This window comes from Pseudoalteromonas sp. H105, from assembly GCF_001469215.1.
In the GTDB taxonomy this organism is placed as follows: Bacteria; Pseudomonadota; Gammaproteobacteria; order Enterobacterales; family Alteromonadaceae; genus Pseudoalteromonas.
In genome coordinates this window covers 460,878-476,249 of the sequence record NZ_LOFH01000001.1, presented here as the reverse complement: position 1 = coordinate 476,249, position 15,372 = coordinate 460,878, and the positions used below count along the sequence as shown (strand labels likewise).

General features: G+C 41.0%; 15 protein-coding genes and 2 pseudogenes. 6 read left to right on the top strand and 11 right to left on the bottom strand.

Annotated elements, in window-relative coordinates; all coding sequences use genetic code 11:
- Positions 1–37: 37 nt before the first annotated feature.
- Together ATS75_RS02090 and ATS75_RS02085 are read right to left on the bottom strand one after the other, a co-directional pair.
- Positions 38–1,426, bottom strand: coding sequence for an ATP-grasp domain-containing protein (locus tag ATS75_RS02090; protein ID WP_058558763.1), 1,389 nt, complete (start codon positions 1,424–1,426; stop codon positions 38–40).
- 3 nt (positions 1,427–1,429) lie between these two features.
- Positions 1,430–2,350, bottom strand: a complete 921-nt coding sequence (locus ATS75_RS02085; protein WP_058558762.1) for an ATP-grasp domain-containing protein — start codon at positions 2,348–2,350, stop codon at positions 1,430–1,432.
- 260 nt (positions 2,351–2,610) lie between these two features.
- On the opposite strand from ATS75_RS02085, the gene ATS75_RS02080 reads away from it, so the two are divergent.
- On the top strand, positions 2,611–3,759 hold the full coding sequence (locus tag ATS75_RS02080; RefSeq protein WP_058558761.1) for a M20 family metallopeptidase: 1,149 nt from the start codon (positions 2,611–2,613) through the stop codon (positions 3,757–3,759).
- A 460-nt stretch (positions 3,760–4,219) separates the two neighbouring features.
- Positions 4,220–5,743, top strand: a complete 1,524-nt coding sequence (locus tag ATS75_RS02075; protein ID WP_058558760.1) for a Calx-beta domain-containing protein — start codon at positions 4,220–4,222, stop codon at positions 5,741–5,743.
- Between the two features lie 231 nt (positions 5,744–5,974).
- Here ATS75_RS02075 and ATS75_RS02070 read toward each other — a convergent pair whose 3' ends face one another.
- Positions 5,975–6,277 carry a hypothetical protein gene (locus ATS75_RS02070; RefSeq protein ID WP_058558759.1) on the bottom strand — a complete coding sequence of 101 codons (303 nt, stop codon included), beginning with the start codon at positions 6,275–6,277 and terminating at the stop codon, positions 5,975–5,977.
- Between the two features lie 197 nt (positions 6,278–6,474).
- Here ATS75_RS02070 and ATS75_RS20005 point away from each other — a divergent pair.
- Positions 6,475–6,798, top strand: a pseudogene (locus ATS75_RS20005) (acetyl-CoA C-acyltransferase); the annotation flags it as partial.
- A gap of 166 nt (positions 6,799–6,964) precedes the next feature.
- On the opposite strand, the gene ATS75_RS02065 reads toward ATS75_RS20005, so the two are convergent.
- Positions 6,965–7,279 carry a hypothetical protein gene (locus ATS75_RS02065; protein WP_058558758.1) on the bottom strand — a complete coding sequence of 105 codons (315 nt, stop codon included), beginning with the start codon at positions 7,277–7,279 and terminating at the stop codon, positions 6,965–6,967.
- Positions 7,280–7,522: 243 nt separating this feature from the next.
- The gene (locus ATS75_RS02060) at positions 7,523–7,759 is read right to left on the bottom strand and encodes a hypothetical protein (protein WP_058558757.1); all 237 of its coding nucleotides are present in this window, start codon (positions 7,757–7,759) and stop codon (positions 7,523–7,525) included.
- Positions 7,760–7,764: 5 nt separating this feature from the next.
- On the opposite strand from ATS75_RS02060, the pseudogene ATS75_RS20810 reads away from it, so the two are divergent.
- Positions 7,765–7,899: pseudogene (locus ATS75_RS20810) on the top strand (IS110 family transposase); the annotation flags it as partial.
- A gap of 39 nt (positions 7,900–7,938) precedes the next feature.
- Here ATS75_RS20810 and ATS75_RS02055 read toward each other — a convergent pair.
- A complete protein-coding gene (locus tag ATS75_RS02055) occupies positions 7,939–8,286 on the bottom strand; it encodes a hypothetical protein (RefSeq protein WP_058558756.1) in 348 nt (115 codons plus the stop codon).
- Positions 8,287–8,659: 373 nt separating this feature from the next.
- Between ATS75_RS02055 and gloA the strand changes: the two genes are divergently transcribed.
- A complete protein-coding gene (gene gloA / locus ATS75_RS02050; RefSeq protein ID WP_058558755.1) occupies positions 8,660–9,187 on the top strand; it encodes a lactoylglutathione lyase in 528 nt (175 codons plus the stop codon).
- Between the two features lie 61 nt (positions 9,188–9,248).
- Here the strand turns inward: gloA and htpX are convergent, their stop codons facing one another.
- The 5 genes from htpX to bioB form a co-directional block, all read right to left on the bottom strand.
- Complete coding sequence (gene htpX, locus ATS75_RS02045; protein WP_058558754.1) at positions 9,249–10,112, bottom strand: protease HtpX; 864 nt, start codon at positions 10,110–10,112, stop codon at positions 9,249–9,251.
- Between the two features lie 138 nt (positions 10,113–10,250).
- The gene (gene bioD, locus ATS75_RS02040) at positions 10,251–10,934 is read right to left on the bottom strand and encodes a dethiobiotin synthase (RefSeq protein ID WP_058558753.1); all 684 of its coding nucleotides are present in this window, start codon (positions 10,932–10,934) and stop codon (positions 10,251–10,253) included.
- A 10-nt stretch (positions 10,935–10,944) separates the two neighbouring features.
- The gene (locus ATS75_RS02035) at positions 10,945–11,778 is read right to left on the bottom strand and encodes a methyltransferase domain-containing protein (RefSeq protein WP_058558752.1); all 834 of its coding nucleotides are present in this window, start codon (positions 11,776–11,778) and stop codon (positions 10,945–10,947) included.
- On the bottom strand, positions 11,775–12,929 hold the full coding sequence (locus ATS75_RS02030; RefSeq protein ID WP_058558751.1) for an aminotransferase class I/II-fold pyridoxal phosphate-dependent enzyme: 1,155 nt from the start codon (positions 12,927–12,929) through the stop codon (positions 11,775–11,777). The genes ATS75_RS02035 and ATS75_RS02030 overlap by 4 nt, the downstream gene beginning before the upstream one ends.
- A gap of 14 nt (positions 12,930–12,943) precedes the next feature.
- The gene (bioB, locus tag ATS75_RS02025) at positions 12,944–13,984 is read right to left on the bottom strand and encodes a biotin synthase BioB (RefSeq protein ID WP_058558750.1); all 1,041 of its coding nucleotides are present in this window, start codon (positions 13,982–13,984) and stop codon (positions 12,944–12,946) included.
- A 97-nt stretch (positions 13,985–14,081) separates the two neighbouring features.
- Here bioB and bioA point away from each other — a divergent pair, with 97 nt between their 5' ends.
- Positions 14,082–15,371, top strand: a complete 1,290-nt coding sequence (gene bioA, locus ATS75_RS02020) for an adenosylmethionine--8-amino-7-oxononanoate transaminase (RefSeq protein ID WP_058558749.1) — start codon at positions 14,082–14,084, stop codon at positions 15,369–15,371.
- Position 15,372: the final 1 nt, after the last annotated feature.

Below are 15,372 nucleotides of genomic sequence, written 5' to 3'. Positions count from 1 at the left end.
CAGCCTCAACGTGTTCAGCTGCCCAGCAATCAAGCAATTAGCGCTGTTGGCTAAATTGCTGCCAGTGAGAGGTGATCATCGCAAGTTTTTTCGCTTTAACATTTTTCACTTCGCACAACTTATGTGGGTTGTGGGTCAGTGCATCGACCACCCCTTGCGTGCCGAGGGCTTCTAAAATATCTGCCGCCATTTTCTCACCAATGCCTTTTATCCCGGTAAAAAAGTCCATCAAGCTCAAATGTGAAATGGCATTCGCATCGTCTTCTGTTTCAAGGACCAGTGAGTCAGTACTTTCATCTTGCCCAACAGGAGCTGATAAGCCGCTGTTGTTATCGCTAGGGTGATTTAAGCGCCAATTATCTTGAAAATTCCAAACGTCACTCGGCCACTCCTCTTGATTTCTTTGCTGTACATCCATCAAAGGGTAACCCCATTCATCGACCTGCTTAAATAGCTCATTACTATCGCAACTTGGGGTATATTGGCCAAAAGTAATGTGGCGCATAGTGCGCAACAGTTGCGGGTTAATTTTACCAAGCTCTTCCCAATTCCACATTGGAATATGCGGCAATTGGAATTGCCCGTTAGAGTACTTCCACATCAAGTATTGACCAATCCAATCACGAATATACGGAAAGGCAGCAAAGGCCGTCGCGCACTCTAAAATATAAATTTGGCCGTTTTTACCCAACGCAATATCACACGCCCAATACTCTGCATTGGCTGCTTTTGAGGTTTCGACTGCAAGTTTTAATACACTTTTTGGCACATTTTGGTAATCCATGCTGCCACCTTGGCTGGTGTTGGTAAGCCATTCGCCTTCTGGTGGGCGACGCCAAAACGCACAGACCGGTTTGTGACCAATCAGCATCACGCGAATATCGGCTTGCATCGGCACAAAATCTTGCACATACACCGGATAATATTGGCGTTTATTGAGCAACGCTTTAGCGTCGGCATAACTGTCTACTTTATGAACAAAATAACCACCATAATTAGACGGCCCAAATGAGCGCTTGATGATTTTAGGGTAAGTGGCCGTTTTTAAGAATTGTTCTGCTTGCTCTGGTACGTAAAAAATACGGGTCGATGGCGCGGGTAATTCATATTTATTACAAAAATGGGTCACGTTTTCTTTTGATTTATTGGCGAACTGCGCATCTAATGACGGCACAAACTCAACATGTGGCAAAGCTTTGGCGATTTCTCGGAACGTTTCATAAGCCGTCGCAGGAATATTACCAATCAACACCTCGATTTTTTTCGTTTTCACTTCGTTAATAAAGCGCTGTTTGTCTTTGCCCCAACGATATGTCACTTGCTCGATTTTATTCGGCCATCCTTTGAAATTAGATTTATCAAAAAATCGCATCACATGGTTTAAATACAAAAACCCTAATTTGGGCAATGAAGACTGATTTTTCATAATTTAGGCAACCTTTGAATGATGTTTGATAACACTGCGTTCGATAAGATTAGTGATCGCTTCTACTTTGCGCTGGTTAAAGTTTAGGCCTAGCTTTTCCTGTTCGGGAGTTGCAAACGCGGGAATACCATTAATTTCGAGTACCACATACTGCTCGCGTTCACGATCATAAATTAAATCAACACCGGCAATCTCAAGCCCCATTAACGACGCTGCTTTAAGCGCAATGTCAACTACTTCATCGTTTGGCTCACGAACAAATACACTGCCGCCAGAGGTAATGTTGGTTTTCCAATCATCGGCTGGGGCTTGTCGGCCATAACAACCAATGTATTGACCATCAACAATATCAACGCGAAAATCAGTGTTGTCATAATCAATAAATCGCTCTAGGTAGAAATAACGTAAATCAGTGCGACTTAAAAAAGGCAATAGCATGTCTAAGGCTTGCTCACTTTCGATTTTTACGATGCCAACACCGCCCCAGCCATCGGTTGGTTTGTACACTAATCGCCCGCCCCACTCACGAATTGCCGCTTTTAAACCATCAGTATCGTTTTTATGACACAGGCGGTAATCTGGTGTATTGATGCCATGGCTGTTGAGTAAATGAGAAGTTTTGAACTTATCTTCCGATAACGCAAACGCAGTATAATTATTAATGGTAGGAATTTGCTGGCTAATCGCTTCGTATAAATACAACTGAAATTGCGATTGCTGTCCCGCGTTGTAGCTTAAAAACAAATCCAGATCTTCCATGACTTGTTTGTTACAAAAAATTTTGCCATCGCGGGCAAATGCATCACGAAGATTTAACCCAGTAATACAGTCGATGTTCCGTTCGGCCAATGCCGTGACTAATTGTTGCTCAATTGCGGCTCCACCACCATTTTGGTATAGCCACAGCCCTACCTGTGCTTTCATACTTAACTCCCTTGCAGCGTAAATTGTCTTTATGTCGTCATAATGTGCCTGTCACTTTGCGAACAGCTTAATAAATCAAAGTGGCTAAAAATTATTCGACCTTATTAAACCTCGCCTTTATGACAATTCGTTGAAGCAATACAAAACAACTAAATAGTTAATATAACCGTCACCTAACTGCAACCTTATGATCGCTTATCTGTAATTAAATAAAGGCGTTTACGGTACTTACTTTGGCACCTTTATAAGGGATTATCACTATGACACACCTAATCGATTTTTCTGAGTTGGCTAAAATGGTCAACTGCAATTCATACAGCAAAAACAAAGCGGGCATTGATGAAAACGCAGACATATTTAAAACCTGGATGCACCCCTTAGGTTTTAGTTGTCAAACCTTTGCCCGAGAGCACATCGGCAACCATGTATTGTTTAGCTCAGCGAAAACCGCAGGCAAAAAAATCCTACTATTGGGACACCTCGATACAGTTTTTCCACCCAATACCTTTGTCAATTTTAATGAAGACGACCTTTGGGTATACGGTCCAGGTGTGTGTGACATGAAAGGCGGAAACTTTGTCGCGCTTAATGCACTGCGCCAGTTAAAAGCCACCTTAGGTGAAATTCGCAATGTTGATATGTTGCTAGTCAGTGACGAAGAAACCGGCAGTGACGACAGTAAGCATTTATCCAGCAAACTGGCAAAAAACTACGACTACTGTTTTGTGTTTGAAGCCGCAGGACCACAACATGAAATTGTTATCGCCCGAAAAGGTGTGGCCACTTTTACCATCGCACTCACGGGTAAAGCAGCCCATGCTGGTAATCATTATCAGCAAGGCATTAACGCGAATCTAGCCGCTGCTAAAATGATCATTGAATTAACAGAGTTAACCGATTTAGATAAAAATACCACAGTAAATGTCGGCAAAATGAACGGAGGAATTGGTGCCAATACCATTTCGCCCAGCGCGCAATTGATTGTAGAAGCCCGCTTTACCTGTATTCAAGAAAAGCATCGCTTACTCGAAGACATTGCGCATCTGGTCGATCACCCCCGTGTGCCCGGCGTTGAAGTGAGTATCAGTGGCGGTGTACAACGGGATGTCATGTCGCCATCAAAAGGGCAAATACAACTCGTGGATACCATCAGCTCGGTGCTTGGCCACCCTCTTAAAACCGAGTCTCGAGGCGGTGTAAGCGATGCCAATACCATGTCAGCGGCAGGGCTGATCACGCTCGACGGATTTGGCCCCTTAGGCGATGGGGATCACACCATTCATGAGCGTGCCGAAAAAGCGAGTTTTATCCGACGAGTTCATGAAATGAGCCAAATATTATTGCACTTTTGCGGCCAAAGTCAGGTTCATAAACTGACCGATAACACTATTGAAGCAAGCACCGTTTAATACATAATGGAAACAAACGTGGTAATCAAAAAGCCAAAAGAGTCCGTAATGGCTCAGCAGGTTTCAGGCGATTGCTGCCTATATTAGCCACATAAACGCCCTGCCTTATCTTGGTATTCAATGAGCTTCCAGGATAAGGCATCAATCATTTTGGCTGTGCGTTTTCATAACGTTATAACCTCGTGAGTACAAGTCATCAAATATAAAAACAATAACCTGACCATTTCATTTACTCCAAGTCGCGAATAATTTATAAATTGAGATCAAATCTGTAAGCTAGAACAGAAAAACCTACAGACTAACCCCTCTGTTTTTACAATTTTTTCTAAATGAGCAAGCGAGTACATCAGAATATTCTCATAACAATTAAGTAACTTCTGATACTACTAAAGAACCAACCCTGTTAAATTTTAAACAGAGTCTATACGTGGCTTCTCACTAAACAGGGTTTACAACTATCATGAAAAATTCATCCGTGTCGCTATTAGCGGTATCTACAACAGCGTTACTTACATTCGTTCAACCAGCTCACGCTAATCAATGTGAAGGCCAATTATACGGCATAAATGCAGGGCGAGGTGATACTGCTCTTGTATTTAAGTTAAATGAATATACACAAACGGTTCAAGCTCATTCTCGTGCAAAGTTTAGCTCATCTGCCCTTGCTCACATAAAAGAATCAAACCGCTTATACTATATATCTGCACCGCGCCCATTAGCGTACAAAGTAGATGTTGACCATCTAGACTTTAACGCGACAGAGCTCAAGTCATTGCCCATTAATGGGAGTAAATTTAAATATATAAAACTCGCTTATGTCGATTTAAATACAAATGAGCATGTTGAGGTTGGTCGTACTAAAAATATGTACCGCTTAACGTATGACGAAAAAAATGACCGTTTAATCGGTTCATATAAAAATAAGTTATATGCAATATCGCCTCAGAACGCTGAAACAACATTGCTTGGGAACATATCTGGATTAGAAAATGATTCAGGAATTTGGCGAGGAGACATGGTTTATAAAGAGTCAGAACTTGTTTTAGTAACAAGCTCATCAGTTTACTCAGTTGATTTAGAGTCGCTCTATGCCAGTAAATTGTCAGACCACAACTTGTCGACTGTAACAGGTGCAGCGGTTAATCACCAAGGAGACATTTTACTCAGCCGGACTATGCTAACAGACCTTGGGCACTCAAATAAATCGCAACTTTACAAGTTAAATACAAACACCGGCAATACGTGTCATGTAGCAGACCTACCTGTACGTATAAATGATTTAGCAACCAATTTTAATGAGTCAACATCGTGTTACTCTGCACCTATATGTAGTGTGTCTGACATACCGACTATTACGCTTACGGCTATTACAGATTCAGTGACAGAAGGTGATACTTTAAGTTATGAATTGCAATTGAGTAACACATTTGAACAAGATGCCCAAATTTTCGTTTCAACCACGCAAGGAACAGCAAGCAGTAGTGATTATATTTATACAAACCAAACTGTAACAGTGCCTGCTGGCCAAACGTCATACACGATTAATATCGATACTATTGATAATGAAGAGTACAGTGAAAATAAAGAATTTACACTTAACGCTATTGGCCAAAGTAATGTAACAGGAACAGTCGCAGCTCCTGCGTATATTTTAAACGACGATGAGCAGTGTGTGCCTGACAACTACACACGTATAAATTATTCTTTTGTATCTGAGAGCGCTGGGTATGACAATGATTGGGGAATTAAGGTAAATGGGCAATATATTAAGCTACTCGATGAACGTGGCGCTGCAGGCTTCTATGATGTCAAAGCAAGTGACTCAATCACCTATGTTTTAGCCGTCAACGGAAACGCCAATAAACTAAATACTAGATACAAAAAGCATGGTGATAAGCAATATTGGGAAGACCAAAATGATCATGACTACAACGACTTTGTAGTAAAAGTTACCACTCAACCCATCCAATCTGGGTGTAATTGATCGTTCACTAAAACAAAAAGCTTATAAGTTAAGCCAGCTCTTTAGGTTAATGAGCTGGCTGCGTTTTTATAACGTGAAAATCAGTAATTATTTAGCGGTAACGGATTCTACCTGACGAATACTTGCAGAAATACAATACATTTGCTCACCAAAAAATGACCAAAAGCAAAACAAGGTAGCCCAAACAAGTAAAAGAATGCTTTTAAACGAGTAACTGTCTCTTTCTTATGTTTAAATCCAAAGTTTCCAGCGATATAGATTACCTTGGGTTTCTGATGCCAAAACAACATAGCTGTCTGTTAAATATTTAAGATGTTTAGCATTTAAGTCTATGTCAATTTTAAAGCCTGATAAATAATCAGCGTTAAGTTGATAGCTAACCATCGTATCATGGTGTTCCCAGTGGTAAATTTTCATGAAGTATTCTTTAGCTGCTTTTTCAGTACGAAATGAGAATACCAATTCAAATTTACCAGATTCTAATTCAGGATAGACTTTTCCTATTGACTCAACTATCGTTTCGATTCTATCCATGCTTACCTGACACCAAATAAATTCATATGGCGTTCTTTATTCAAACCATGGTGCATATTCACACCAAACGTTATTATTGGATGCATAGTCATATTTAAAGTGAGTTTAAAAATAATAACACTCGGTTTTTGAATAAAAAGATCAAGAAAACACAGCTGCCTGCTTGACCGGAACTTTCAAATGGGTGACCCATGTTGTCTTTGATGGGTATTGGCCCTATTCCTGCGGTACAACAAGTAATGGAAAAACTGGATTAACCATTGAGCAAATGGATGTTATCGAATCAAACGAAGCCTTTGCAGTGCAAGCACTCTGCGTAGCTAACGAGCTTAATTTCCCTGCTGATAAAGTAAACCCAAATGGCGGCGCAATTGCACTTGGTGCACCCAGTAGGTGCAACAGGGGCTATTTTATCGACCAAATGCCTTTACGAGCTTAAACGTATTAACGGTAAGTACGGGTTAGTCACTATGTGCATAGGTGGTGGCCAAGGCATAGCCGCTATTTTTGAAGCACTTTAAAGTATTACGGAGCAAATATAACTTAAAGATTAGGTTACTTATGAGCCACCATCAATAAACAATGGCTCATAAAGGCTTGTTTTGATTTGATATCTGAAGTCCAGTTTGACCCCATGTTGACCTGAGATGCTATAGGTTAAAAATATAAATGGTCAATGCTAAAAAACTATAAATCGATGTCGAAATCCCCCCCACTATCCTTGCTCCCCGATAAACGTTTAAATAAACGTCCAAGTGTACGGAAAAACCAAATAACAAATTCAATAGGAAACTCAATGACAAACTCTAGTACATCAAATATGGCGTTTTCTGAATCGCGCTTACCACGCTTTTTACTTGGCCAAATGCTGTAAGCGAATAGATAAAAAATAAAACCTGCGAGCATGTCTTTCCAGTCGAACTGTAAGAAAAACATACTAATAATGAGTGATGTACCTGCGATGAAGCTTAAGGTGGCTAACGTTATCCTTAAAAAATCCATATATGTTTAATCCTTAAAGCAACTTACAAACCAAAGGGTGTTGTATGTATAATTAATTTTTATTAATGAATTAAGCATAACTGAGAAAAAGTTATAAAAAAACAATAAACAATACCTGATCCTAACCGATTTGTTTGAATAGTTTCGTATTCTTTAAACACTTTGATGTCTGAAGTCGAGGTTTGAACCCAGTTACTCTTTTATTTAAGACAAACGCATAACGTCAAGCTTTGTTAATTGGAGTCACGTCCACTCTAGCTCTGCATAAGTTTTCTTATCATGTTCTGGGAAATCTGTGGTGTATTCACCCCAGCCCATATATTCATAATACTGGGTCATAGCTTCAAAGTTTGATGAAGCTTCGCAAGTCCAAGTAAGTTTAGCCCCTGACTCTAAAAGTTTGCGAGCCCCGTAGCCTTGAGGGCCAGATAGGCAAAACGTTTGCTCATCCTCATTTTCTATCCAGAGTTCATGTTTCATAAATATTGGCATTTAAGTGGATACGGATCCTATTTAGGTGCTGGAAAACACATACGCCCTACGATGAATCAACTTACTTAACGGCATTGAAAAGTAAGGGATCACCGCTGTTAAAATTTGCGGTGGAAAGTGGGCTTTAGTGCTTGCTGTCCACCTCAGGGTGTTGTTAGCATTGCAGTTTACACTGAACTCACAATCGGTAACCCTAACTTTTTAACTAGATCTGCAAACTGCTCGTTTGAATAAGGCCCATAAACAAACTCATCGTGCTCTGCAAACTTGTGGTCTTTAGTTTTATCAATGTAGTAAAAAGCGCAAGTCTCATGTGGGCAAGCATAAACCGAAATGAATTTTTCGTTAGTTTTAATATTTATAGGTTCATCAATACGCCCAATATATGCGCCTTCACCAAGGCTATGACCTAACGTTTTCGTGCCGTCAATATAGTAAACTTCATAATGTGGCTCTTCCCAAACTGGAGTGCAGCCAACTAGAAATAATGACACCAAAACTAGAAATATTCTCACAAACTTCCCTGCATGCTAACAGCTTATTGAACACCACTTAGGGGGTTTATAACACCCCAAAACAGCCTATATTACATTGTTCGATAATTCCACTAAACAACTCTAATGTAAACAAGCTATTACGTATGTTATAAAAATTACCGCTGTTAAAATACCACAAAACGACTTTTAATAATGTTATTGGACAAAACACTAATAACTGTATAAATAAACAGTGCAGTTAAATGTGTTACTTTTCGCTTATAAAACATCCAACTCATTGGCTAGTAATTTAGCAAGGTGGTTTTATTTTTTGTCGCTGTTGCTTATGATAGGGGGTATTAAGTGTCTTTTTTAAACTATTAGGGTTACAGTCATTTCACTAAGGATGAGCATGTCGAGTTATAACGAAACGCTAGAGCAAATTTCACAAGCCACTGAAGGCTATGTAATGCAACAAACTATGTTGCGTATTAAAGATCCCAAGCCATCACTCGCGTTTTATGAAAACGTATTAGGCATGAAGCTACTAGGTAAATATGACTTCCCATCGATGAAGTTCACATTGTACTTTTTAGGCTACGAACAAGATATGCCAAAGGGTGATGATAAAGAAAAGACCGAGTGGGTGTTTGGTCGCCCTGCACTTATTGAGCTTACTCATAATTGGGGCACTGAAAGTGACGATTCGTTTACTGGCTATGTAAGTGGCAATGAAGAGCCTAAAGGTTTTGGCCATATTGGCATTAGCGTGCCCGATGTATACGCTGCGTGTGAGCGCTTTGCCAAGTACGATGTTGAGTTTATTAAAAAACCAGACGATGGCTCTATGAAAGGCTTGGCGTTTATTAAAGACCCTGACGGATATTGGATTGAAATACTTTCCCCTAAGGGGATTACTGACATCATTCAAGCACAATAGTTTTAAATTAAAAAAGCCTGCAAATGCAGGCTTTTATGTATTTGTACGAGCTTGTATTAGCTTAACGACGAAGCGCGTCTATGCGCGCATCAAGTGGTGGGTGTGACGAAAATAACTCCGCCATACCTTTACCGCTGGCAATACCAAAGGCCATCATTGAGCCTTCTAATTGCGATGGGTGATTTTGCTTTAAACGTTCAAGCGCAGAACGCATTTTGTCAGCTCCAACCAAGTGTGCTGCACCGTTATCGGCTGCAAATTCACGTTTACGGCTGTAGTGTGCAACAATTACGCTGGCTAATACACCAAATAGCACTTGGAATAGCATATCAAATAAGAAGTATGTCCAGCTACTACCGCCCTCTTCTTCATCACTGTTAATAAAGTTATCAACAATACCAGCCAACACTTTAGCAGCAAAAATAACAAAGGTATTCACTACGCCCTGAATCAGCGTAAGGGTTACCATGTCGCCATTAGCAATATGAGACACCTCATGGGCTAACACTGCTTCGGCTTGGTCTTGCGTCATGTTGTGCATTAGACCTGTGCTTACTGCCACCAAAGAATTATTTTTACTCGGACCTGTAGCAAAGGCGTTCATTTCTGGGCTGTCGTAAATGGCGACTTCAGGCATTTTAATACCGGCCTTTTGCGCTTGCTGTGCTACGGTGTTTAATAACCAGTGCTCTGTTTCGTTACGAGGCTGTTCGATTACCTGTGCACCGGTCGATTTTTTTGCCATCCATTTCGACATATACAACGAAATAAACGATCCGCCAAAGCCAAATACCGTTGCAATTAGTAAAATACCACCAAGGCTACGATGGCTCAGGCCCAGCGCACTCATTATTATTGAAAGCACAACACCTAATACCAACATTACCGCGAGGTTAGTTAATAAAAATAAAAATACACGTTTCATACTTGTTCTCCAAAAATAACAACTATTGCTGAGCGATTAAGCAAATGCTGATCGGGCATAGCAAAACTGCGTTATGACAGATTATGTCATAACGTCAGCGCTATTCTGTGACAAACTATGTCACAACACAAGGGTTATTTATGGATTTATTGATAATTTTTCAAGGAGGGTTTTATAAATTTGTAATTTAGGTGTTTGTTCAGTATAGGGGCTTATTGCAAGCAATGGCATAGGTAAGCGAGCCTTGAGTGAATCAAGGTTCGCTTGATATTCATCCATTTCATTATCAACTTGATTGGCTATCCAGCCAATGCAATTTATCCCCATACTCTGCATATGCGCAGTAGTTAATAACGCGTGATTAATGCAGCCTAGTTTCATACCCACAACCAATATTACGGGGAGTTGCTCTGCACTTACCCAATCATATAAATATTGGTTATCGTTAATTGGTAATGCCCAGCCACCAGCACCTTCTGTTAGTAAGTAGTCAGCGCCTTGGCTTTTAATATTTTGATAAGCCGCTGAGAGCTTTTCAACACTTAAGGTTACCCCTGCTTTTTGTGCAGCAATATGTGGCGCAATGGCCGGCGCAAACGAGAATGGATTAATCACATCGTATTTTGCGCTAACAGTGGCGCTTTCCATGAGCATTAAGGCATCGGCATTAACCAGTTGGTCAAATGCCATTTCACAGCCAGAGGCTATGGGTTTAAAACCAATAGCACGTTTTTTATGTTGGGCGAGTAACTTTAATAGCAAACTGGTTACATGGGTTTTACCGGCGTCAGTGTCAGTGCCCGTGATAAAAAATTCGTTCATTACCTTGCCTTTATATTTTTGCTTTTTCTAATGATAACAAGACCACATGGTAAGATACATGGGCTTGGTTGTTTATTAGCGGATACGCGGCACATACTTTTTGTAAAGCCGATTTAGTTAATAAACCCGCACGGTGGGTAGAATGGTTTTGTGATGTCGCGCCAATGGCTTTGATTGAGTGAATAGCGCTTAAAGGATTCGAAAATTGGTCGGTATAAATCACTTTTGTAGCACTATTAATAATAAACCCTGCATTTATGACCGACTGGTTTATATTACTATGTGTTTGAAAACGATTAACTCTGCTATGTGAATCAAGCACTGAAAACGCGGTTTTTATCTCATCCAGTGACCCTTCAACCAACGCGCTTATATACGCATGGCCACCTGGTTTTAACGCTTTATATAAAGAGTGCATTAACGTTTCAAAATTAGCTGACCATTGCACAGCAAAATTACTAAACACTGCGTCAATGCTGTTTGCTTGTAACGGTAAATTATCCATATCGGCGCAAATTCGCGGAGCAACCACATTGCTACTTTTTAGCATTGTATGGCTTAAATCTATCGCTAATACATGATGATATGATTGTTGTAAAGCATGGGTATTAACCAAAGGGCCGGCCCCTAAATCAACACAGTAGCCTTGTTGAGCGCTGTCAGGTACATTCATTAATTTAAACAGGTCATTGGCTGCTTGTTTTTGTACATTTGCATGCGCTGCATAACTGTTTGCAGCTGTTGAAAACTTGCGTTGTGTTGCGTGTTTTGCACTATTATTAACTAAACATTTTACTTGTGCGTAATTTGGTTTATCAGCAACAACGGCGTGTGGGCTTATCATGCAATGGCCTTTTGTAAACACGTTATAAGTGTATTAATGTCTTGCTGTGTATGTGCAGCGGTTAACGTAACGCGTAAACGCGAGGTATTATGCTGCACGGTCGGTGGGCGAATAGCACTTAACCAGATACCTTGTTGTTTAAGGTGTTCACATGCTGCTAATGTTTGCTCCGCACACCCTAAAACAATGGGTTGAATTGCAGTATTTGACTCCATAAGCGCAATACTATGCTCACTGGCTAAGCGTTTAAATAACGCAATATTTGCGTTTAATGCCGCTCGTTTTTCATTTGCATCACGAAGTGTTTTGATACGCGCTAAAGTATGCGATGCATTAAAAGGCGACATCGCCGTTGAATACGTGTAATCACGGTTAAACTGCACCATGTAATCGATAAACGCATGTGTGCCTAATACACACGCACCACTGCTAGCAACGGCTTTACCAAAAGTGATCACCAAAACATCAGGCAGATCCCCCGCTGCAATCAAGGGTTCGCAACTACCAAGGCCAGTGTCACCTAATGCACCAAACCCATGCGCATCATCAATCATCAGCCACGCATTGTGTTGTTTTGCTAAACTGAGTAATTCATGCAATGGCGCTTGATCGCCATCCATCGAAAAGACCCCTTCGCTGATAATTAACTTATGCTTTGCGTTGGACTTTTCAAGCCGCGAGCGTAAGTGATTCAAGTCATTATGATTAAAGCGCACCAACGCCGCGTTTGCATGCAAAGCACCATCAATTAAGCTGGCATGGTTTAACTTATCTTGAAAAACAGCGCTGTGTTGCGCAATGGCTTTATCTTGAAACAACGCTTTAATTACGCTGCTATTGGCACTAAAGCCCGAGTTAAACAGCATTGCATTTTCATAACCAAATTGAGCACACAAATAATGCTCTAACTGCTGCTGGGCTTGTTGGTAGCCTGTTACTAACGCTGAACTATGGCTCCCCAACGTGCGTGATGTATCGAACGCGATGACCTCATCGGCAAACCCCAAGTAATCATTACTCGCAAAGTTGAGGTAGCGTTTATTGTCTACCTCAATTTCCCGTGCGCTGATTGGGTTAACAATATGGCGTTTGCGCTTTAGCGCGCTTTGCTCGCGCGCATTCAGATGGTCGTTTATATAGTCAAATAACATAATTGAACGCTGCGTTATGCAGGGTAAAACAATTCAGAGGTCGCCTTATCAGCCACTTTAGATGATAACGATGCGGCCACTGCTTCGTCTGAATAGTCTTGATGCTTTTCTGGGTTCATACCTAATTTTTTAATCAGGTTCATATCCGCATCAGCTTCCGGGTTTTCGGTTGTAAGTAATTTATCACCGTAGAATATAGAGTTGGCACCGGCAAAAAAGCACATTGATTGCATTTGTTCGTTCATGGCATTACGACCTGCTGATAAGCGTACATAGCTTTTAGGCATCATAATACGCGCTGTGGCGATGGTACGAATAAAATCAAAGTGGTCTAAATCATCCACATTTTCAAGTGGCGTGCCTTTTACTTTAACCAACATGTTGATTGGTACACTTTCTGGTTGCTGTGGCAAGTTTGCAAGCCCCATGAGTAAACCAAACCTGTCAGATGCTTCTTCACCCATGCCCACAATACCACCCGAGCATACTTTCATTCCGGCATCACGCACATTGCCAATTGTGTCTAGGCGGTCTTGATACGTGCGTGTTGAAATAATTTGCTCATAATACTCAGGCGATGTATCAAGGTTATGGTTATAGTAATCAAGCCCAGCGTCACGCAATGCGTGTGCTTTATCGTTATCTAACATGCCAAGTGTCATGCATGTTTCAAGACCAAGCTCTTTTACTTCTTTTACCATTTGTGAAATATAGGGCATATCACGATCTTTTGGATCTGACCATGCAGCACCCATACAAAAGCGGGTCGCGCCTTTTTCTTTGGCTGCGCGTGCCTGCTCAACGACTTTTTCGACTTCGAGTAAACGTTCGCGCTCTAAGTCTGTTTTATAATGGCCTGATTGCGGGCAGTATTTACAGTCTTCTGGGCATGCACCGGTTTTAATTGATAGTAACGTAGAAATTTGCACTTCATTGGGATTAAAATTTTCACGATGAACAGAGGCGGCTCTAAATAGTAAATCGTTGAACGGCATTTCAAATAATGCTTTTACTTCTTTGTGTGTCCAATCGTGGCGAACGGCTGCAAACTCCATAACTCTCTCTTTTTATTTTTTAATGACGGTGGATATTGGCTTAGTCTAAGACTTGGCGTAACATTGTCAACGAAACGTAATAGATTAAAGTTTACTAATGAACAAAAAACACACAATTGACCTTGATTTTGATCGTCAACACATTTGGCACCCTTATACATCGATGACACAGCCGCTTGAGGTCTACCCTGTTACGCATACTCAAGGTAATAAAATTTACTTAGCAACAGGTGAATGTTTAATTGATGGCATGGCCTCTTGGTGGAGTGCTATTCATGGTTACGGGCACCCTGCTTTAAAAGCAGCTATGCATCAACAAATCGACACTATGAGCCATGTTATGTTTGGGGGCATTACCCACCAGCCTGCCATTGAACTGTGCAAAAAGCTCGTTGCTATTACCCCTGAGAGCTTACAAAAAGTATTTTTAGCGGACAGCGGGTCAGTTTCTGTTGAAGTGGCAATAAAAATGGCGCTGCAGTATTGGTTAAGCAAAGGTATCACTACTAAGCAAAAACTCATGACACCATTAAAAGGCTATCATGGTGATACATTTGCTGCCATGAGTGTTTGCGACCCCGTTAATTCAATGCATTCCTTGTACAGTGGCTTTTTGCCTGAACATGTTTTTGTTCCGGCCCCTGTTAGTCAATTTGGTGAACTGTTTGATGACAATGAAGCCGAACAACTTGAACACTATTTTAAGCTGCACCATCAACAGGTCGCTGCGTTTATCATTGAGCCAATTGTACAAAATGCCGGAGGAATGAACTTTTACCACCCAGACTACCTAAAGGCGGTTAGACGGTTATGTGACGAGTATGATGTTTTACTAATTTGCGATGAAATAGCCACAGGCTTTGGCAGAACAGGTAAAATGTTTGCCGTTGAACACAGTGACATTGAACCCGATATCATGTGTATAGGAAAAGCACTCACCGGCGGCACAATGACGCTATCGGCCACGCTAACCACAGACAAAATTGCAATTGGTATTAGTGAAGGTGAAGCTGGCGTGCTAATGCATGGTCCTACATTTATGGGCAACCCGCTAGCCTGCGCTGTGGCATGTGCCAGTATTGATGTGTTATTTCAGCAAAACTGGTCAATGCAAGTTACGCAACTTAATAAAGCCTTAGTATCATTAAATAAATGTGCTGAGCTTGAACAGGTTAAAAATGTAAGAACACTGGGTGCGATCGGCGTTGTGGAGCTCGCTTGTGAGGTTGATGTTGCGAAAATTCAAGCGTACTTCATCAGCCAAAACGTATGGATACGCCCTTTTGGTAAATTAATCTATTTAATGCCACCGTACATAAGTACCCCTGCAGATATCGACGCCCTTAGCGACGCCATCTACAATGCGATTGCAAATAATCAATATTAAA

What these genes read in the sequence shown, in the direction of transcription:
- bioB (WP_058558750.1), bottom strand. Translation starts at nt 13,984, where the DNA reads ATGGAGTTTGCAGCCGTTCGCCACGATTGGACACACAAAGAAGTAAAA.
- bioA (WP_058558749.1), top strand. Translation starts at nt 14,082, where the DNA reads ATGAACAAAAAACACACAATTGACCTTGATTTTGATCGTCAACACATT.
- ATS75_RS02075 (WP_058558760.1), top strand. Translation starts at nt 4,220, where the DNA reads ATGAAAAATTCATCCGTGTCGCTATTAGCGGTATCTACAACAGCGTTA.
- bioD (WP_058558753.1), bottom strand. Translation starts at nt 10,934, where the DNA reads ATGAACGAATTTTTTATCACGGGCACTGACACTGACGCCGGTAAAACC.
- ATS75_RS02085 (WP_058558762.1), bottom strand. Translation starts at nt 2,350, where the DNA reads ATGAAAGCACAGGTAGGGCTGTGGCTATACCAAAATGGTGGTGGAGCC.
- ATS75_RS02090 (WP_058558763.1), bottom strand. Translation starts at nt 1,426, where the DNA reads ATGAAAAATCAGTCTTCATTGCCCAAATTAGGGTTTTTGTATTTAAAC.
- gloA (WP_058558755.1), top strand. Translation starts at nt 8,660, where the DNA reads ATGTCGAGTTATAACGAAACGCTAGAGCAAATTTCACAAGCCACTGAA.
- ATS75_RS02060 (WP_058558757.1), bottom strand. Translation starts at nt 7,759, where the DNA reads ATGAAACATGAACTCTGGATAGAAAATGAGGATGAGCAAACGTTTTGC.
- ATS75_RS02065 (WP_058558758.1), bottom strand. Translation starts at nt 7,279, where the DNA reads ATGGATTTTTTAAGGATAACGTTAGCCACCTTAAGCTTCATCGCAGGT.
- ATS75_RS02030 (WP_058558751.1), bottom strand. Translation starts at nt 12,929, where the DNA reads ATGTTATTTGACTATATAAACGACCATCTGAATGCGCGCGAGCAAAGC.
- ATS75_RS02035 (WP_058558752.1), bottom strand. Translation starts at nt 11,778, where the DNA reads ATGATAAGCCCACACGCCGTTGTTGCTGATAAACCAAATTACGCACAA.
- htpX (WP_058558754.1), bottom strand. Translation starts at nt 10,112, where the DNA reads ATGAAACGTGTATTTTTATTTTTATTAACTAACCTCGCGGTAATGTTG.
- ATS75_RS02080 (WP_058558761.1), top strand. Translation starts at nt 2,611, where the DNA reads ATGACACACCTAATCGATTTTTCTGAGTTGGCTAAAATGGTCAACTGC.
- ATS75_RS02070 (WP_058558759.1), bottom strand. Translation starts at nt 6,277, where the DNA reads ATGGATAGAATCGAAACGATAGTTGAGTCAATAGGAAAAGTCTATCCT.